Source organism: Flagellimonas iocasae (genome assembly GCF_042682725.1).
Classification (GTDB): domain Bacteria; phylum Bacteroidota; class Bacteroidia; order Flavobacteriales; family Flavobacteriaceae; genus Flagellimonas; species Flagellimonas iocasae.
In genome coordinates this window covers 69679-90356 of record NZ_JBHUHU010000005.1, presented here as the reverse complement: position 1 = coordinate 90356, position 20678 = coordinate 69679, and the positions used below count along the sequence as shown (strand labels likewise).

General features: G+C 41.5%; 16 protein-coding genes. 15 read left to right on the top strand and 1 reads right to left on the bottom strand.

Going from position 1 to position 20678, the window contains the following annotated elements; genetic code table 11:
• The 13 genes from ACFSJE_RS14465 to ACFSJE_RS14405 all read left to right on the top strand — a co-directional run bounded on the left by ACFSJE_RS14465 (position 1) and on the right by ACFSJE_RS14405 (position 15138).
• Complete coding sequence (locus tag ACFSJE_RS14465) at positions 1 to 1200, top strand: efflux RND transporter periplasmic adaptor subunit (RefSeq protein WP_119618874.1); 1200 nt, start codon at positions 1 to 3, stop codon at positions 1198 to 1200.
• A 15-nt stretch (positions 1201 to 1215) separates the two neighbouring features.
• Positions 1216 to 1632, top strand: coding sequence for a Fur family transcriptional regulator (locus tag ACFSJE_RS14460; protein ID WP_067036187.1), 417 nt, complete (start codon positions 1216 to 1218; stop codon positions 1630 to 1632).
• A gap of 42 nt (positions 1633 to 1674) precedes the next feature.
• On the top strand, positions 1675 to 3642 hold the full coding sequence (locus ACFSJE_RS14455) for a heavy metal translocating P-type ATPase (RefSeq protein ID WP_119646828.1): 1968 nt from the start codon (positions 1675 to 1677) through the stop codon (positions 3640 to 3642).
• Positions 3643 to 4527: 885 nt separating this feature from the next.
• Positions 4528 to 4881, top strand: a complete 354-nt coding sequence (locus ACFSJE_RS14450; RefSeq protein WP_036385938.1) for a single-stranded DNA-binding protein — start codon at positions 4528 to 4530, stop codon at positions 4879 to 4881.
• A gap of 62 nt (positions 4882 to 4943) precedes the next feature.
• The gene (locus ACFSJE_RS14445; protein WP_119618872.1) at positions 4944 to 5393 is read left to right on the top strand and encodes a JAB domain-containing protein; all 450 of its coding nucleotides are present in this window, start codon (positions 4944 to 4946) and stop codon (positions 5391 to 5393) included.
• 150 nt (positions 5394 to 5543) lie between these two features.
• Positions 5544 to 5741 (top strand): hypothetical protein, encoded by a 198-nt coding sequence (locus ACFSJE_RS14440; RefSeq protein ID WP_090294768.1) that lies wholly within the window; start codon positions 5544 to 5546, stop codon positions 5739 to 5741.
• A 303-nt stretch (positions 5742 to 6044) separates the two neighbouring features.
• On the top strand, positions 6045 to 6224 hold the full coding sequence (locus tag ACFSJE_RS14435; RefSeq protein WP_067036202.1) for a hypothetical protein: 180 nt from the start codon (positions 6045 to 6047) through the stop codon (positions 6222 to 6224).
• A 471-nt stretch (positions 6225 to 6695) separates the two neighbouring features.
• Positions 6696 to 7283: a BfmA/BtgA family mobilization protein gene (locus tag ACFSJE_RS14430; RefSeq protein WP_119618878.1), complete on the top strand. Its 588-nt coding sequence runs from the start codon at positions 6696 to 6698 to the stop codon at positions 7281 to 7283.
• Between the two features lie 2 nt (positions 7284 to 7285).
• Positions 7286 to 8305: a MobB family relaxase gene (mobB, locus tag ACFSJE_RS14425; protein WP_119618879.1), complete on the top strand. Its 1020-nt coding sequence runs from the start codon at positions 7286 to 7288 to the stop codon at positions 8303 to 8305.
• Between the two features lie 11 nt (positions 8306 to 8316).
• A complete protein-coding gene (locus tag ACFSJE_RS14420) occupies positions 8317 to 9912 on the top strand; it encodes a type IV secretory system conjugative DNA transfer family protein (RefSeq protein ID WP_119618880.1) in 1596 nt (531 codons plus the stop codon).
• A gap of 309 nt (positions 9913 to 10221) precedes the next feature.
• Positions 10222 to 13599 (top strand): hypothetical protein, encoded by a 3378-nt coding sequence (locus ACFSJE_RS14415; protein ID WP_379831591.1) that lies wholly within the window; start codon positions 10222 to 10224, stop codon positions 13597 to 13599.
• Complete coding sequence (locus ACFSJE_RS14410; RefSeq protein WP_119618882.1) at positions 13577 to 14023, top strand: hypothetical protein; 447 nt, start codon at positions 13577 to 13579, stop codon at positions 14021 to 14023. The genes ACFSJE_RS14415 and ACFSJE_RS14410 overlap by 23 nt, the downstream gene beginning before the upstream one ends.
• Positions 14020 to 15138, top strand: coding sequence for a response regulator (locus tag ACFSJE_RS14405; protein WP_119618883.1), 1119 nt, complete (start codon positions 14020 to 14022; stop codon positions 15136 to 15138). The genes ACFSJE_RS14410 and ACFSJE_RS14405 overlap by 4 nt, the downstream gene beginning before the upstream one ends.
• A gap of 80 nt (positions 15139 to 15218) precedes the next feature.
• Here ACFSJE_RS14405 and ACFSJE_RS14400 read toward each other — a convergent pair whose 3' ends face one another.
• On the bottom strand, positions 15219 to 15452 hold the full coding sequence (locus tag ACFSJE_RS14400; RefSeq protein WP_119618884.1) for a helix-turn-helix domain-containing protein: 234 nt from the start codon (positions 15450 to 15452) through the stop codon (positions 15219 to 15221).
• 722 nt (positions 15453 to 16174) lie between these two features.
• Between ACFSJE_RS14400 and ACFSJE_RS14395 the strand changes: the two genes are divergently transcribed.
• Entirely contained in the window at positions 16175 to 19207 is a 3033-nt protein-coding gene (locus tag ACFSJE_RS14395) for a SusC/RagA family TonB-linked outer membrane protein (RefSeq protein ID WP_379831590.1), read from the top strand.
• A gap of 15 nt (positions 19208 to 19222) precedes the next feature.
• The gene (locus tag ACFSJE_RS14390) at positions 19223 to 20662 is read left to right on the top strand and encodes a RagB/SusD family nutrient uptake outer membrane protein (RefSeq protein WP_119618886.1); all 1440 of its coding nucleotides are present in this window, start codon (positions 19223 to 19225) and stop codon (positions 20660 to 20662) included.
• Positions 20663 to 20678 lie beyond the last annotated feature (16 nt).

The following is a 20678-nucleotide window of genomic DNA, read 5'->3' as shown; positions in this document are numbered from 1 at the left end:
ATGAACAATCTTTTTAAATATAACGTTATTGGGCTTGTGGCGATGCTCTTGGTACTTGCTTCCTGTGGGAATTCCAAAGCCGATACTGAAGAAGCAAAGCAAAAAAAACCTGAAATGGACGAAATGCACAAAGAAAGTGAAGCCAAAGAAGCCATGCTTACGGAGGCGCAGTGCCGGAATCTTAACATGAGAATCGATACCGTCGCCCAACGTGTTATGAAGCAGTATGTGGAAGCCAATGGCCAACTGGAGGTCCCACCTCAGAATGAAGCGACCATTACGACGGTCGTGGGTGCCAATGTGGTGTCCATAGAGGTCATTGAAGGCGACAAAGTAAAAAAGGGACAAACGGTCGCCTATTTGTCCCACCCCAATATCATCCAGAAACAGACCGATTACCTGAACGCCTACAGTAACAGCCAGTTTCTGAAAAAGGAATTTGAAAGACAAAAAACCCTGTATGATGCCGGGGTGGGCAGCGGGGCCAACTTTCAAAAGGCCGAAGCGGAATACCGGGCATCCCAAAGCCTGGCAAAGGGATTGGAAGCACAGTTGCAACAATTGAACATTGGTGCGTCCGGGGTGAGAAACGGTACGATTTACCAACGGGTGGCATTGCGAAGTCCCATTGAGGGATTTGTCCAAAACGTAGCGGTGAAGACCGGACAGTATGTAGAACCGCAGACCGACCTATTTGAAATCGTTGACACCCATCACGTCCATGCCGATTTAATGGTGTTTGAAAAGGATGTGTACAAAGTAAAGGTAGGGCAGCAAGTATCCTTCAATGTACAATCCATTCCCGGAAAGGAACTTACTGCGAAAATTTATTCCGTAGGGAAAACTTTCGAGCAAAATCCCAAAGCGATACACGTCCATGCTGAAATCGAGAACAAGGAAGGGCAGCTGATTCCAGGGATGTATGTTGAAGGACGGATTGAAATCCAAAAATCCGAGACCGTTGCGGTGCCTGAAAGTGCAATAAGTTCGAACGAGGGAAAGAAGTATATTTTTAAAGCGGAGCGTGAAGGCAATGACTGGAGCTTCAAACCTGTCGAAATTAACACAGGCCCAAATGACGGGGATTGGGTCGCCATCGATTTTGTAGATTCCGTTGGGCCAAATACTACATTTGCATACAACAATGCCTACTATTTAATGGCCCAAATGAAAAAAGGGGATGCGGGACATAGCCATTGATAAAATTACAATATGATGACAGAAATTGAAAAAACATTGGAAAACAAAGGTGTACGCCCAACGGCGATGCGTATTTTGATCTATAAATATTTGGCTGAAAAGGAAGTGGCCATTGCCCTGACCGATATGGAGAACGCTTTCTCAAAAGCGGACAGAACCACATTGTACCGGACCCTGAAGACCTTTGAGGAAAAACGCATTGTGCACCAAATAGATGATGGCACCAATATTTCAAAGTATGCCCTGTGCGAACCAGGTTGCAATTGTGAAATGGAACAAGATCTGCACTTGCACTTTCATTGCGATAACTGTGATGAAACGGTCTGTCTCACTGAGCATAAGATTCCCCATATCAATCTACCTGATGGGTATGTGGCAGAAAATGCCAATTTGGTCATTAAGGGAATCTGCGACAAATGCAGCGGGCAATAATTGCACTTCCGTTGCATGAAACAAATAACGACCTTACCGTCTATGAAAAAGAAAAAAGTAAAACTACGTGATCTTGGTTCAAAGGAACGCCAGGGCGAACACGGACACGAAAGTGGCCATAACCATGACGGTCCTGAAGGTGTATCTAAATTCAAGACCTATTTACCGGCCATTTTCAGTTTTGTAATGCTTATCATCGGCATAGCAGTGGACTATTTTGATGCTTTTCCGTTTTTCAAGGGCTGGATAAGGATCGCATGGTACACCCTTGCCTATTTGCCTGTTGGTTTTCCTGTCATCAAAGAAGGTTGGAACAGTATAAAGCATGGTGATTTCTTTACTGAATTTTTCCTGATGTCCCTTGCCACTCTAGGAGCCTTTGCCATAGGCGAATACCCAGAGGGCGTGGCCGTAATGTTGTTTTACGCCGTGGGCGAACTGTTCCAAAATGCAGCAGTCAATCGGGCAAAGGGAAATATTAAGGCCCTTTTGGATGCGCGACCGGACGAAGCTTTGGTGCTTCGTAACGGGAATTTCGTTACCGTAAATCCCCAAACCGTCGAGATTGGCGAAAGGATACAAGTACGTGTGGGTGAGAAAATCCCCTTGGACGGCATTCTCTTATCCGAAAGAGCTTCCCTCAATACGGCGGCAATTACTGGCGAAAGTAAGCCCGATACGATAAATAGAGACGAAAAAGTCTATGCCGGAAGTATTAATCTCGAGGGTGTTATCGATGTAGAAACCTCCAAAGAATTCAAGGACAGTTCCATCACTCGAATCTTGGATATGGTACAAAACGCTACAGCCAGAAAATCAAAGACAGAACTGTTCATTAGAAGATTTGCAAGAATTTATACGCCCATTGTGGTTTTCCTTGCCATTGGATTAACGTTCTTGCCCTACTTTTTTCTAAATGACTATGTATTTAGGGATTGGCTCTATCGCGCATTAATATTCCTAGTGGTTTCCTGTCCCTGTGCCTTGGTCATTTCCATTCCGCTCGGCTATTTTGGTGGTCTGGGAGCGGCATCCCGAAATGGGATTCTTTTCAAAGGTGCATCTTTTTTGGAAGCAATCACCAAAGTGAACACGGTAGTGATGGACAAAACGGGAACCGTTACCAAAGGGGTTTTTAAAATCAAGGAGATCAAGACCGCGCAATTTGAGGAAGCCAAGTTTATGAAATACCTGATGGCCATGGAGGAACAATCTACCCATCCCATAGCAAAAGCAATTTTGGAATACAAAGCCGAAGGCACGGATATAAAGGCAACCGATGTATCGGAAGTTGCAGGAAAGGGATTAAGGGGAACGGTCAATGGGAAAACAGTGCTGGTGGGCAATAAAGCCCTAATGGCCTCAAACAACATTGATGTACCTTCAGAAACCGATGATATTGTAGATTCTATTGTAATGTTGGCCATTGATGAAAAATTTGCAGGCTATGTTACCATTGCAGATGAACTCAAGGAAGATGCCCATCAAGCCATCCAACAAATCAGGGATGCCGGGATTTCGAAAATCATAATGCTTTCGGGTGACAAAGATTCCATAACGCAACAAGTCTCGAAAAAGTTGAACTTTGATTGGGCAAAGGGCGGCCTGTTGCCAGAAGATAAGCTCGGCGAAGTCGAAGAACTCAAAAAACAATCAGACACCAAAGTGGCCTTTATGGGCGATGGCATTAATGATGCGCCCGTTCTGGCCATCAGCGATGTGGGCATTGCCATGGGAGGCTTGGGTAGTGATGTGGCCATTGAAACAGCAGATGTCATCATTCAGACCGACCAACCGAGCAAGATGGCACGAGCCATTAAAATAGGACGCTCCACCCGAAAGATAGTTTGGCAAAATATTGGGCTCGCTTTTGGCGTGAAGGCATTTGTGCTCATCCTTGGAGCGGGAGGCCTAGCCACGATGTGGGAAGCAGTTTTTGCTGATGTGGGGGTTGCCTTATTGGCAATATTGAATGCTGTTCGACTTCAGCGGATGAAGTGGAACACTTAGTTTCAAAGAGGAACCATTTTTTGGGCTAACTTATATTTCAGCCGTTGTTGGCAGCCCCATGGTTCGCCAAGACCTTCAATAAAATTGTACATGAGAGGCTTCGCAGGTTGTGTCACCCAAACAACTGTCCGTGTATTGGAGGGGACTTCAGGAAGGTTAGGGGTCTGATTCTTCGAGAAACGGCGACAGGACTTATGAGACAATATGAAAGCTTCCGGGCATAAAAAACCGTATCCGAACAATTACGAAATGCTTATCACTGAGGATGATAAATAATCCGGTCGTAGGGTAACTCCAATACGTTTGTTCCCTTATTGTCGTAATGTTTGATGAAACTTCATTTGGTCAAAACGGAAGCCGTCCAAACGGATCTTTGGTGCGCCCTTCCTTAGCAAACCCTTCTTGGGGCTTTGCCGGGAAAGGCCGCAAATCCGTCCGTCCGCCCAACAAATTTTAAGGGGTCCATAATAAAAGAAGCCCTCGTTGTTTTTCGGGGCATCGAAAAACAGGGCAGTGCCCAAGGACTTCCTATCAGGACACCATTGCCTGCACTCGCTTAACTTCCCGTACGCTCCCTTGCCAATGGGTCTGAAGGAATTCCTAAGGCCCTTATCGAACCTGTCAAGGCCAAGACAGGTTTTGTCCACAAATAGGGTTTCCACTTCCTTGAAAACCTAAAGGTTTTGCTACGTCGCGGAGCCTCCCGATTTCTGTCCAAAAGCCTTGACAGAACCCCCCTTCTTTTATTGTGCTACGCACGTAAGAAGCAAACAAACGCCCCTTAAAATTTGGGAAACAATGACCAAAAAAATAGAGGGGAAATTTTTAACCCTGTTTGCTGATTTATCCATACTGGAAGATAGCAGGCCTTTAAAACTTTTTATCATGAGTACATTGAGAAACAAAGTGCAGTTGATCGGAAACGTGGGGCAAGACCCCACCATTACTGACCTTGACAAAGGCAAACGTGTGGCACGGTTCACCATGGCCACCAACGAACATTACAAAAACTCCGAAGGGGAACGGGTGACCAATACCGAATGGCACACCATCATCGCATGGGGGAAATTGGCGGACATCATCGAAGGCTTCGTGACCAAGGGCAAGGAAGTTGCCATCGAAGGGAAATTGACCTCCCGATCCTATGAGGACAAAGAGGGCAATAAAAAATATGTGACCGAAGTGGTGGCCAGTGAGATCCTGCTTTTGGGCGGTGGTGATAACAATACCACCGAGTAAAATGGATAGGGGGTGTCCAGTCTTTGGGCATTCCTTTCTTTTTCATCCTTAACACATTTGAAATGGAACACCGTGTCAATGAAATACAGATCAGTTATCGGGAAAAACTCAGCACGCTGAAATCCCTGTCCGTGACGAACTCCAATGAGGTGGCGAATCTATTGTTCCAAAATTGGGACAACAAGACCATAGGCCTGCACGAGACCTTTAAGATCGTGCTGCTCAACCAGTCCAACAAGGTAAAGGGCATTTATCCACTATCCCATGGGGGCATCACAGGTACCTTGGTAGATCTGCGCATCCTTTTTGCCATTACCCTAAAGACCCTTTCCGTGGGGATCATCCTCGCCCATAACCATCCTTCTGGACAACTCAAGGCCAGTTATCAGGATAAACAATTGACCCAAAAGATCAAAGAGGCGGCACAGCTTTTTGATGTCAAGGTTTTGGACCATATCATCCTTGCGCCTGATGGTAGGTATTACAGTTTTGCTGATAATGGAATTCTTTAATCCAATGGTCATGGAAGCGAATACAGCGAATACAGAAATGATGGAATTTGAAAAATGGTTGGAAGAACAATATGACCCAAGGTATTACCCCGATGGGTTCGATCCAAGCCTATATGATCTGTGAGCAATGAACTATCAAAGTTTTGAATAATGGTCTATTTGAACTTTACCAACCTTGATAGCGAGACCCAGGAACGTTTGCTTTCCGTATCCAAAGAAGATGTGGAAAGCCGTTCCGGGACCGAATTGCTCCAATTTGCAGAAACGCATGATAAGGACTATGATACCCTCTTGGAAGAAGAGGCAATGCGAAATCTCTACAGTTATGATTTCGTATTCAATATGTGAATGCCAAAACACACCATCGAAGCCCATCCATCACGATGGGCTTTTTTTATGGGTTCATGGTTGGTTTTTAGGTGGGTCGAACACCCAAAAACCAATTTGGGAAATTCTTGTTTGCAAAGTATTGGGCAACCCCAAAGTATACCTATCCCTTATTTGACCGCAAGTTCGCCCTTCAAAAATGTTCCCATCAAAAGACTACGGCATAAACCGTTCGTACCTCACTCCTTCCGTTTCCTTTTGAGCTGAAATTTTTGGGAAGTGCGGGGATGCCCTCAAATAATTAATAATCTAAAATCATGTATTATGAAAGCAATTGTAAAAAAGTCATTGGAAATCCCTGCAAAGAAACATCCAAAGAAAAGCGTTGTCAAAAAGACAGCGGATGCCACGGTGGACAAAACCTACTCCCTGGTGGTCAATCTCTGGATATTTCGGTATGAGTATTACAGGGAACAGACCAATACTGTTCCATCGGAGGACTGACGGGAACAAGACCCTTGAAAAAGGGTCTTTTTTTTGGCGTTCCCGTGGAACTCCCGACGTTGTGGAAACCCAAAAATGGACGTTTCATATTTACTGCGGGCAAATGATGCCATTTGCCCGCAGAACGCATTTTTGTGCCTGAAGGAATGTGGGTATATTTAAGATGCTACATCGTAGCAAAGTTTGCACGGCAACCCAACTTGATCTGACTTTCCAAAAGTCCGTGCTCCATAGGGTAAAATATGAAAAGGGACGGCTGTCTTTTTAAGATGGTTTGTGCGATGCTTTTTGGGCCTTTGGCGCAAAAAGGAGAAGCAAGAGGATAGCGTGCTGGCGCAGCGCTACCGATCATGGTTGCTCCGTAAGGCCCTGTTTATAGGGGTTTTGGGCATTTTAGAAAACTTGGGGCATTCGGTTTTTGTTGAAAAAATGGGCCGGGCCCAGTAAAACCAAGGAATTTTTGTTGAAAAAATGGATAAGGGTTACGAAAAAGAGACGTTTGCGGGACTGAGGATCAAAATCTCGGTGGCCCTGAAATTTCGGAGCTTTTCCAAACGGCAAGGAAAGTCCCATTCCATGACCTTGTTGGCCATGGTGGAGTTTTTTGAACGCCATGGGATCTCCCCGGAACAACATTTTGGGGAGACCATCGCCAGTATGAAATTGTTCATGAAGCGACGCTTCAATGCCATGGTGGCCATCATGCGCAGCATCGAAAAGGAACAGACCCTGCCCACGGTCAGTATGATGCAGGCCCTCTTTCAGCAGGAACTGGAATCTGGGGAGGGGGACGAATGGGAAGGGGACTTTGAATTTTTTGAAAGGCAGCTGACCGAGATCAACACGCCCACCAATCCTGAGCTGTTGGATAAAGAGACCACCGTTCCCAAGATCGTCCATGAACGGTTGAAGGAACAGGTGGAAGAATTGAAAGCTGATTTTGGGCATGTCCTGGATCATGTGTCCGTGACCAAAAACCGCTTCGGAAAGGACCACCTCAAAGTGGACCTCAAACCCGGAGCCATAGAACAATACCGTACAAAACTCAAAAACCTATAAGCATGTACATCGCCATCACACGACAACACTTGGGAGATAACTATCATGGCAGTGCCAGTGATTTTGTCAAGTATCTGGAAAAGGAGAACGAAGGGAAGGCCCCTGAAGATCAAGAACTGTTCTTCAACCAAACAGAAAACAATATTGATGCCCAGCGGGTCATTGCCGAGATCGATGCCAATACGTCCAAGTTGTCCAAACGGGATCCCAAGTTCTATTCCATCATGGTCAGTCCCTCCCAGGCTGAACTCAACCATATCGGAAATGACCCCGAAAAGCTGAAACAATATACCCGGGAACTGATGAAGACCTACGCGGCCTCCTTTTATAGGGACAAAGAGGTGACGGTCAAGGAGGTATTGTATTTCGCGAAACTGGAAAGGGAGCGGACCTATTCCGAAAAGGACAAAAAGGTCAAGGAGAACCAGGCCTATGCCAGCAAGATTTTGGAACTGCAACACCAGATCAGGGCCATCAAAGAGGGTAGGGAGCAAGGGGACATGGCCAAACTTCAAGAAAAAATCAATGCCTTGGAAATGGAGGCACCCCATAAACAGAACGGGAAACGTATCGTTCCAGGCATGGCCAAGGAAGGCCACCAAAGCCATATCCATATCATCGTCAGCCGAAAGGATGTGACCAACTCCCATAGCCTTTCCCCAGGTTCCAAGTTCCGCACCTCGGAAACCACCCTCAATGGGGAGAAGGTCAAACAGGGCTTTGACCGGGACAAGTTCTATCGGACGGCTGAAAAGACCTTTGACAAACAATTCGGGTACCGCCGGAACTTTGTGGAGACCTACCATGCCCGAAACTTGTTGGATAAAAATCCCAAGCAATTCTTTACGGCTCTTTTGGGATTACCAACAACCGAGAAACAGGCTGCCAAACAATTGTTGTTCAAGGCGGGAATCAAAGTGCCTAGCATCCCCACCAATAAAGCGCAGTTGGCCTATAAAGCGATGATGCAACTTAAAAAAGGTATCGGAAAGGCCATGGAGTCAGGATCCATTGGAATATAAAAAATTTAAATATGGAAAGTTTAGGATGGGTTGAAATAGTATTTGGTATGGTGATCGGGGCAGGAATCTCGGTTGTAGTAAATCGATTTCTCAAATATGGGTTTGTGATATGGGTTTTTGGCATTGTTCTTTTGGCCGTGGCCAATGGTTTACTAAGGGGGTGGGATGGTCTATTAAGAGAATCATTGGTCCTTTGGTTGCCGTTGTTTTTTGTCCATGTGGTAATCTATGGTTTGGTGGACCACTACAAAGACAATCAGAAACCCTCAAAGGTTTTTGAGGTGAAAATGAGGGTAAAGGGGAGGCCTCTGGTTTTAGGAAACATCCGAAGGGGGGTCTCCGTGATGGCTTCTGCAGGAAGCGGTAAGACCGAGAGTGTCATCTATAATTTTTTAAAGCATTTTCAAAAGGAGCATTTCTCCGGGGTCATCCATGATTACAAGGATTTTGAGATCACGGAAATGGCCTATCCTTTATGGAATGGGGAGCAGGTACCCTTTAAGATTGTTTCCTTTGGCCCCATCTATAATCGTGTGAACCCCATCGATCCCAAATATCTGCCCGATGAGGAGAGTGTCCATGAGGTGTCCCGGGTGCTGTTGGAGAACTTGATGGAGCATAGGGACTCCGATGAGAACAGTACTTCCCGTTTTTTTAAGGATGCAGCCGAGGGCTTGATCAGTGGATTGATTTGGAGGTTAAAGACCGATTATCCGCACTATTGTACCCTGCCCCATCTCATGGCCGTTTTTCAGCAATTGGCCACCAAGAGCTTGATCAAATTCTTAAAAGAAAATATAACCTCCCGGGCCATGGCCGATGCCTTTATCAGTGGCATAGGGTCCGAACGACAGACAGCAGGGGTACTCAGTACCTTGGCGAATGGGTTCAAAAAGATCAGTACCCGGAAGATCTTTATGGTGCTTTCTGCTGATGAGATTTCCTTGGATATCAATAATGAAGACCACCCATCCGTCATTGCCTTGGTGAACAATCCACAAAAGGATGCTTCCCTTTCCCCTGTGATCGCCACCATCATCCATACGATTTCCAAGCAGATGAGCCAACGCAACCGGAAACCTTCTTTTATGTTGTTGGAGGAGGCCTCTACCTTACGGCTGTTGAACATGCACAGGATACCGGCTACATTACGGAGCTATGATATCGTAAGTGTCTATGTCCTTCAGGACAAGATCCAAAATGATATGATGTACGGGGAGAAGGCCAGTAAAGCGATACTCTCCAATCTATCGTATCAGTTTTTTGGGAAAGTCAATGACCCGGACACGGCTCGATATTACGAACGCTTCTTTGAGTTGGTCAAGATACCGACCCGGAGTGTGAGCAAAAGTTCGGGGTTGAACCTGGAACGACGGATAACGGAAGGGGAGAAGGAGGTGTCCAAGCGTAGGGCCGAGGTGTTCTTTCGGTTGAAACAAGGGGAGTTTGTGGTATTCGCTGATGGTAAGGATAGAAAGGTACAGTTTCCGAGGCCAGAAATTGAAAGGGGATTGCCCAAGCCTTTGCTGGTTTCAGAATTGGAATTGGAACAACATTATCTGAAAGTGCATCATGAAATAAAAGGAATTTTTCTGTATGTAAAATAAAACTAGTTTTAATACATCACTGACTCCTTTTTTGCAAAGAGGTTCGGCTATCATAACGGGTATGAAAGAAGTTAAGTTTAATGCGTAAAAAATATACTTCCATTCCATTCAGAGGACTTAAATTCATAAGCCAATTATTTTTCTTGGTTACTTCTTGATTTCAAGTAATGAAACAGTGTTATTTTGAAAGGTGTTGAGATAAAATTATGTAGCTTTCCTTATCTTAAACATGCGAATTTATACCCTTAGAATACCATAATGGATTATAGGAAAATTACTCGGAATATAATAAGTAACCCCACCTTAAGTTTGGCACAAAAAGCTGCCCTGATTAAGTTACATGTCCCATCTGGTCATTACAAAGATGCTTTAAGAATTAACCCATTAATAGGTAGATATATACTACAGAATCCTTTTTTTGAATCAATAGAGAGCATCTATATTAAAGATCCATTTAGCTTTTTAAACGATTTGAAGAGCGAGTTTAGATGGATTACTTGGATTATAGATAATTTTTTACAAGAAATAAATGATTTCTTAAAATTAAAATGCCAATTCGATAAAAGCATTTTACTTGAAAACTTTACCAACGCTAAGGAGTTACTTGTTCAAATTGAGACCAAATTTGGTATAAGTCTTTGGAGTATAGAAGCTAGCTTATTGATTAAGGATCATGAAATTGGATCTGAAGCAAATTGGAATGCCCTAAGTGATTATTTGAGGAAAATTAAAAATCCAATATATGAGTTCATAATAAATTCTAGTAGCAAAAGGATTGAGTCGAAAGTTAGTTTCCAAAATTTCATTACACAATTTCAAAATGATATTGATGCGGTAAATACGGAAGGAGCTCTAAGAGATTTTTTGGTTTTTAAAAACTTTAGTTATCCCGATTATGAATATTCGCATCCCAATCTAGAAGGTGTGTTGTATGTTACTAATACTTTATCGATTATCGACCAATATTTGATTGTTATTGATGTAATTGAGCATAACATTTGGAATTCCCCTGCAAACGATTCACTATTTATCCCATTTTTACGGAATGCTAATCAAGTAGTGAAAAATGATCCAAAACTAAGGAATCTATACAATGCAATTAATACTAGGAATGAGTTAGTTATTGGTAATGGATTGGAAATCTATTTGGATTGTATGAATTCATACTATCGAGGAGATTTTGAGAAGGCTTTGGAATTATCAAAAAAAGGGATTAAGGAAAACCCAATAGAGTATGAATTTTTTGAGGTTTATTGCAAATCTCTAATCAATTTGGGCTATGACTTTCAGGCCTTGCCTACAAGCCAAAGTATTAACGAAATATTGCACCAAACTTATGATCTTCTTTCTTTCAATAGCGTAGAGGACAAATGCTTCATTTTTTTGACCAAGGTTTCATTAATTTATATGAACACGACTTTTGGGAAACAGATATTCGCATTGCTATCCGAAATTGAAGGGAGGGTTGATTCAAGAAATTACATCAGAGGTTTCTTGTCATCAAATTATTCCTCATTTCGAAATATGTACATGAGTAATTCAAGGAATTTAGTTTTTAATAATTACTCTGATTTATTAAATTCTCATTGCTTCAAAGTTTACTTGTTTAAAAATGGCCATGACATAGATTTTGAAAATGATGTTTCAATGTCTCCCAAACAAAGATTGTCCTATGAGGCCCTGAGAAATTATGGAAAATCTGATTTCCGACAAGTAATAAACTTGCTAAAATCAAATATTGAATTGGATGATATACCATATTATTTAGAGCGAAAGTATAGTTTATTATATAATTCTTATATCAAGATTGGTGAATATAGGGAAGCATTAATTCTTTTTGGAGTGCTTTTGTTTGATAAAACATTTGTAGGAAGAAAATTTGATAACCATTTATTATTTGAAAGTATAGAGAATTCTAATTCTAAAGAAAGTCTAATATCACTTATCGAGTATCCTATATTGTGCAGTCTGAATTTGAAGGAATACGATTTATTTGAAATATATGATGACTTTTTATTTCAACAAGGAATAAATCATTTAAATGAAATACAAATTTCAGCTTTAATTGAAAAGTTCTCAAAGCAGGAGACCATATTTTTTTTAGAAAATGTAGCGACAATTGACACAATAAAATATTCTTCGGATTATCAATCTATAAGTCAGGTTGAAGAGGATAGAATTATGATTTTGGAGAATTTAAGAAATATAAATCCCAAGGATACTCTTAAGTATGAAAAAGAAATCAACGAGATACTCAGAATTAATTCTGTTCGCAAAGTTCTTCGTGAGGTGGATGAAGGACGTCTGTATATTGATGTGAATAGTCTTAAGAAGAAATTGGTAAAGAAATTCGAAGATCAGTTCAAGAGATTTAAAGAAATAGAACAAAGTGCCTCTTCAAGCACTTTAGTAGGTTTCAATCCTTCAAAAACCAAAAATTGGGAAGCAGTTTTAAAATCATCAGGTAAGGAATATGATAGTTTAGATTCGGCTGAGTACCTGGCCTTTAAAAATATTTATATTGAATCTAGGGAGAATTTTCTTTTTAGCAAAGAGTATGGTTTAGATAGTAGTTTAAGCACAAGAATTAGACATGGGGCGTTAAAAAACCATATAAGAAGCGTTTTTGAAAAATTAGATTTGGTTACATCAAAATCTCAAAATCAATATAAAGAAAATGAGGTTTGGAAGGTTCAATTAGGAAATAACTTTCTACTAAACCATAGGGTGCAGGAAATTTTACAGAATTTATCTAAGGAGGTAGATGATTACATTGAATTTATTATTGATAAATTAATTCAAATCCAAACAGAGAAAACTAAAGATAGGGATGACGGTATTTTTAAATTTATGACTGATGACTATACGCTATTCGAGTTTTTTGCAGGTAATAGAAAGTATTTTGATTCAACTGAAACTGTAGTTGAATTAATTTTAGACTCTTTAGTAAGGCATACTTTAATACCCCTACAAACTACAATCATAGCGGCCTTGTCTGGACCTATTTATAATACGTTTCAAGAAATAATTGATATAACAATAAAGGAACTAAGGAATTTAGATTTACCAAGTAGTTGTCAATTAATTCCAAATCTTATTAAATCAGGAACCGAAATTCAAAAGGAACTTGATGTAATTTCTGATTGGTTTTACTTAAATACAACAAACTCAAAATCTCTTCTAAGTATTGAGACTGTGTTGGATGCTAGTGTTGAGTTAACAAATAAAATTCACCCAAATTTTCAAATTAATCCAGTTATTGACTTAAAATGTAGTCCATTTGGGGTTTACAGTAATTTAATTTTTGTATTTAACATATTATTCAATAATATAATAGAACATTCTAAACTCCCACCTGAAAACATGAAAATAAATGTCAAAATTGGTATGATAGAGAATAAATATTTTGAGATAATATTTACGAATAGCGTCAATAAAGATTTCGACTTTTCAGAAAATGTTGAGAAATTAGAAAAGGTTAAGGGTAATTGGAATGACCATACAAATATTGATAAATCCAATAAAGAGGGTGAAAGTGGGTTTGACAAGATTAAGAGGATATTACTCTATGAGGCATATTCAAAAACAGAAAGATTTGATTTTCTATTAAAAAATGATAAAATCTCAATCAAATTATTTTTTCCATATAATAAAATGTCTGGATATGAAGAATATTCTAATAATTGAGGATGATAAAACTAAGATTGAAAAGCTAGTGAACTTTTTCGATGGAATTAATTTGACAATTGAAGAATCATTTCAAGGTGGAGTATTTGAACTAAAAAATAATTTTCAAAATTATGAATTATTGATTCTTGATATGACAATACCAATGTGGAAAAAGGGAAACAACGATTTAGGGGGCAATTACGAACAATTTGGTGGAGAGAAAATTTTACGTGAAATGAAAAGGAAATCTCTTTTTATTCCGACTGTCTTGTTCACAATGTTTGATTTCTTTCCAACTAAAAAAGGAAACATTACATTCAATGAGTTGAATAAAAAATTCAATTTGGACTATTCAGAATTTTACTTAGGAGCAGTTTTCTATAGTACAAATGAAGATTCATGGGAAAGAGAACTTTCAATTTTAATTGAGAAATCAAAATGAATCATATTAGTGTGCTAATTGTTGATGATGATCTAAATAAAATCAGTTCAGTTATCGCTTCAATACGCGAATCTAACCAAGAAATCATATCATATACCCAAGCATCAAGTGTACAAGAAGCAATTGAGACTCTACAAAAAAAAGAGTTTCATTTACTAATTTCTGATTTGAAATTGCCATTAAAACCGGATGATGTTATACCAAGCGATGAGGGAGGGCAAGCTTTAGTTAGAAGTTTATACAGGAAAAAGACAAGGGCAAATGTACCTATGTATATTGTTGGATTGACCCAATTTAAAAATCTTCAGATTGATTTTAAAGGTGTATGGAAAGTTTGGTATTTTGATAAGAGTCTTAATGATTGGAGAGATTGTTTAAGAGATTTGATTTTTCATATAAGTCTGGTAAAATCAAGAATATCGGTTGAGAAAATTGAAACACTTTTTGTGGAGGGTATTTCAGATCAAAGGATAATCGCTACAGGACTAAAGAAGTATTATCCAACATATGAAAAGCTTATTTATGTTGATTCTATGGACTCAGGAGGAGGAGCTAGTTGGGTAGAACGACAATTATTAATTTGGGCAAAATCATTAAACAAAAAAAATGGTTCTGAGGACTATTTAAAAGCCATAGGGTTGTTCGATGATGATAGAGATGGAAAAGCATCGATTAATAACTTAAGACAACTTGTAGACGTTAATTCAGCAGAAGGAAAAACCTTTTCAATTAAAAAAAGTTGTTACAAATACTCACCTATACTTAAATCAATTAAATCAAAAGGAATTTGTTTTCCAAGTTCAATTGAAGATTTGTTGGCTGAGGAATTTTGGGAAATAGCGAAACTTAACGGTTGGTTAGTTCCTAGATTACCAGAATTTTACGAAATAGATAAAAAGGTCTTAAGCTATTCAAATGAAGAGATATCTAAAACTGTACTATTGAAAAATGGTTTCAACGAGACTGAAGTGGATACAATTCTATTCAAGATTGGAAATAAGTTTAAAAAAGATTTTTCACAATTAGTGATCAAAAATTCAAATAAAGACTTGTTTCCATTAAAATTTCTGGTTGAAGATATTTTGATTACATTAAAATTATTGCCATTAGGATAACTCTGGGCCAACTTTTTTCTAGTTGGAATAATTTCAATTGGGGCATTAAGTTGAAAAGTATAATTTTCGACTTAAAATTTCTAGAGACCAGCTAGTTTAAAAAATTCACTAAGCTTTAAACCTTTTGCTTCACAGATTCTGTTTAAAGTTTCCACAGGGATTCTATATTCTTTTCTACCTTTTATTTTTCTAACTGTACTTTCATCAATATTGTATTTAATGGCAAAGGAACTCTGAGACTTGCCCTCCTTTAACCAAGGAAGTAGCCATTCCCTAGTTATGAACCTGCATATTTCAATATTAATGTTAGACATCTAGACAAAGGAAAATGATGGGAAATAGAATATCTCGGTCGTTCGACCGTATTTTTAAAAATTTTACTATATTTAGCCCAATAACATAAATTTGCGATTCTTCGTTTAGAACATATTTGAAGCTATCGCTTAGAATCTCTCGCTAGAAAACTGGTAACTTTTTGCAGAAGGGATGATAAGTAGATTTGCTCACGACCCGGGCGTGAGCTCACTTGTCTCTGCAAGGTATACCAGTACCACTAGCGGGTAAGTTGAGTTTTCACGCCCAACTTTTTCTTAGCGTTTGATTTCTTTTATTTTTCGGAGTGTCGCCTAACCCTCTAGGTTATGGGAAACACTTGGCAACTTTTTTATGTGGGGTTCACTCTGTGTGATTGTCCTGTTTTTGGTACATCACATTCGGTGTTCGATATCCTATTTAAAAAGAAGCCAAAGAATCCCGTATAATCCCAAGGCTAGCGTTGTGGGATACCCGTTACACTAATTTTTCGGTTCACGATATCCTTTAGTCCCACAACTAACGACTACACTTTTTGGGTGACCGACCCAACACGAAATCATGGTCTTTTTTTGATTAAGGAATCCATTTCCACGGGCTTTTGCCCCTTGGACAGGACGGCCTTTGTCCGAACCTTGATGCCCTTCTGGAAGTTACGGCTTTTCCGTGGCTTTTTGGGTAGTGTGTTGAATAACTAACAAAGAAATCAAACGAACTCATTTTTATGAAACAATCAATATCATGCATGTGCAGGGGGACCCTGTTCATGCTCCTATATGTCTTTTTAATGCCATTCTTTTTAATTAATGTGCAGGCGGGCACAGTCCTGGAACCACCACAAGCTACTGTTTCCGGCACCGTGACCGATACTTCGGGGAATCCCCTGGCCGGGGTGAACCTTGTGGTGGAATCCAAGAATATTGGAACTATCTCAGATTTTGATGGTTCCTTTTCTATTAATGCAGGCCCTACCGATGTGCTGATCTTTTCCATGGTGGGCTTTAAATCCCTTACAGTTCCCATTGTGGGTCGAGAAGAAGTTATCGTTCAATTGGAAGAGGATGTAACCGTTTTAGGGGAAGTGGTACTCAATGCGGGCTATTATAGTGTTTCTGAAAAGGAACGCACTGGGAACATTGCCACCATCAAAGCGGATATCATTGAAAAACAACCTGTGGCCAATCCTTTGGCCGCCATGCAGGGACACATGTCAGGAGTCAATATTGTCCAGGATACCGGGGTGCCAGGTGGAGGATTCTCCATTGAGGTCCGCGGCAGGAACTTCATCAATGGGGTATCCGATCCGCTGTTCATTGTGGATGGAGTACCCTTCGGTTCCCAATCCATGGGTGTGGCCCGATTGTCCAATCAGATTGTCGGGGGTAACATCAGCCCTCTGAATGCCATCAACCCCAATGACATTGAGAGCATCGAGGTCCTCAAGGATGCCGATGCCACGGCCATTTATGGTTCACGAGGGGCGAATGGCGTTGTCCTAATTACCACAAAAAAAGGAAAGGCAGGCAAGACCCGTTTTGATGCCCAATTGAGCACTTCCCTTGGGCAAGTATCCCATTTCTTGGACCTAATGAATACCGAACAGTACCTGCAAGTCAGAAGGGAGGGAATCTCCAATGACGGATATGACAGTTTTTTGGAGAACCCCGCATTTAGCTTCTATTGGCCAGATCTTACCTTATGGGACCAAGATCGCTATACGGATTGGCAAAAGGAACTGATCGGGGGAACAGCATATCGCAATAATGCCCAACTTTCCATTTCCGGGGGCAGTGACCGCACCCAGTTCTTGGTCAGTGGTGGTTATCAAAAGGAGACCACTGTTTTTCCTGGGGATTTTAGGTACAAAAAGGCAAATTTGAACAGTACTGTAAACCACCGTTCCAAGGATGGCCGCTTTGGGATCAGTCTCTCCACTTCCTATACCCATGAAGACAATAAGTTGCCCACAGAGGACTTTACCGCCAATGCCTATTCGTTGGAACCCAATGCACCCGAAATTTATGACGAGGATGGAAATCTCAATTGGGAAAATAACACTTGGGACAACCCTCTGGCCGGTTTGGAAGAGGAATATGCCGCTGTTTCAAAAACCCTTATTTCAAATGCGGTGGTCTCCTATAAGATCATGGACCATTTGGAATTGAAATCCAGCCTGGGTTTTACCAGCTACCAATTGGACACCCATAGGGCCATGCCCAGTTCAGCAACAAACCCTTTGTATGGCCTTACCCCCCAAAACTACTCTTACCTCATGACCAATGCATCCCAACGGGAGTCCTGGATCATAGAACCCCAACTGAACTGGAAAAGGGAATGGGACAGCTTCTCCGTGGACATCCTCATGGGCACCACCTTCCAACAGGAGACCACGGAACAGTTGGTACTGCGAGGGCGCGGTTTCCCCAATAATGGATTGCTCTATAACCTGGGTGCAGCACAAAACATTGACATCCTTTCCAATGCAGATGGGGAATACCGCTACAATGCGGTATTCGGAAGAGTCAATCTTAAATTCTTGGATCGATATATCCTCAACCTGACAGGGAGAAGGGACGGCTCCTCCCGATTCGGTCCTGGCAAACAGTTCGGAAACTTTGGTGCCATAGGAGTGGCATGGCTCTTTTCCGGAGAAGGCTTTATTGGGACAAACTCCTTATTGAGCCATGGTAAATTAAGGGGAAGTTACGGGACCACAGGAAGTGACAATATTGGGGACTACCGATACTTGGATACCTATACCGTCACTGGTAACGACTATGATGGGACTACTATCCTGGAACCTACAGGGCTATTCAACCCAGAATTTGGATGGGAGGAGAACCGAAAGTTGGAAATGGCCCTGGAACTTGGATTCTTCAAAGATCGATTGTTGCTCAATTCCTCATGGTACCGAAATCGTTCCTCCAATCAATTGGTCGGTATTCCCTTGGCGGCCACAACGGGATTTTCTGAACTTACGGGGAATTTTGATGCCCTTGTGGAAAACTCCGGATTTGAGTTCGATTTGAGAAGTGTCAACTTCCAGTCCAATACATTCACTTGGTCCACTACCGTCAATCTGACCATACCCAAAAATAAATTAGTAGAATTTGATGGTTTGGATAACTCCACCTTTGCCAATCGTTATGTCATTGGTCAACCCTTGTCCATTGTGAAATTGTACCACGCCCTAGGGGTAGATCCAGAAACAGGCCAGTACCGATTCGAGGATTTTAACGGTGACGATGAAATCGGTAGCCCCGAAGATCGTCAATGGATCGAGGATTTGGCCCCCAAGTTTTATGGTGGCTTGGGGAATTCAATCCGTTTCGGCAACCTTACCCTTGATGCCTTTTTCCAGTTCAAAAAGCAAAAGGCCTACAATACCGTACGGTTCGATGCGACACCAGGATATAAGGGAAACTACCATGTAGACCTTTTGGACCGATGGATGGAACCGGGTGATACAAATCCCTATCAAAGGCCATCTGCTGGATTTGGTGGAGGGACCAACTTAGGGGCATTTCAACAGGAGAGCAATGCAGCGGTTTCCGATGCATCCTTTATCCGATTGCGCAACATTTCCTTGGGGTATGAACTGCCCACAAATGAGCAGGGCCCTGATATTAATATCTATGTCCAAGGACAGAACCTTTGGACATGGACCGAATACAAGGGTCCCGATCCTGAGGAACCTTCGAGTACTCGACTTCCCCCTTTGCGACAGATTACCCTTGGACTTCAACTCAGTTTTTAACCTAAAGAGACAACTATGAAACAATATATAAATTCTACTTCTCGACAATTGACACTTTGGTTTGATAAGCTAGGACCTTATCAGGTAAATGTAAAAAGGACCTTAGTATTGCTTACAGTCATACTCCCCTTGGGCTGCACGGATTTTGTAGAGGTGGATCCCCCAAAGAATACCTTGGTATTGGAGACCGTCTTTGATGACCCCGCCACCGTAGAATCTGCATTGGCCAATCTCTACTATGATATGCGTGAGCAGGGAATGGTGTCGGGATATAGGGGCTTGACCCCCATGATGGCTATCTACAGTGATGAATTGGACTATTATGGTTTTGACGCCGACCTGACCCAATTGTACCGACATGATGTTCTCCCTGGAAACAGCATCACCACGGGATGGTGGGGCCAAGCCTACCATTTGATCTATGGTGCCAATGATATTTTACAGGGTGTGGAGGGTTCCAATTCGCTTACAGAGGGCGAAAAGAAAAGGTTCAAGGGCCAGGCCTTGTTCATAAGGGCCTATATGCACAGCCTGTTGGTATCTGTTTTTGGGGATGTGCCCTATATCACCACAACGGATTATCAGCAGAACAATAAAGTATCCCGAACTGTCTCAGCAAATGTCTATGCCAATAGTATAGCGGACCTTACACAAGCCGTGGAGATTATGGAAAATCTAGAACCCTTTTCAAGTGAAAAGGTATTGGCTGACCAATATGCAACCAAAGCACTATTGTCCCGGATGTACCCATATATCGAAAACTGGGAACTTGCAGAAGCCGTATCCTCTGAATTGATCCAAGCCTTTTCGTTGGAAGATGAACTCGATCAAGTCTTTCTAAAGGGCTCTGAAGAAACAATTTGGCAGCTTAAAGCCGATGAGGAGTCCCCCTTGAATACAAGGGAAGCCGAACAATTGATCATTCAGGATGTTCCCGGTCAGAGATTCGCCCTGACAGATAATCTGTTGGAAGCCTTCGAAGCTGGTGACCTAAGAAAGGAATATTGGGTGGCCAGTATGTCGGATGCGGATAATACGGTCACTTTATTCTACCCCTATAAATACAAGGCAGGACTCAATGAAACGGAATCTCTGGAGTATTCCATTCTTTTTCGGTTAGCCGAACAGTATTTGATCAGGGCGGAGGCTAGGGCTCATTTGGGAAATCTTGAAGGGGCAAAAGCGGATCTCAATGTCATTCGGAACCGTGCAGGATTGCCGAATACAGGTGCCACCTCCTCAAACGAACTATTGGACGCCATTGGCAACGAACGTCGTGTGGAATTGTTCACCGAACAGGGTCTGCGATGGTTTGACCTGAAGCGCACGGGAAGGGCAGATGAAATAATAGGTAACCTTAAACCCAATTGGAAGAGTACCGATGTACTGCTTCCCATTCCAGTAACCGAACTCGAAGCCAACCCTAATTTATTGCCTCAGAATGATGGATACTAAAAAAGTTCATTGTGCA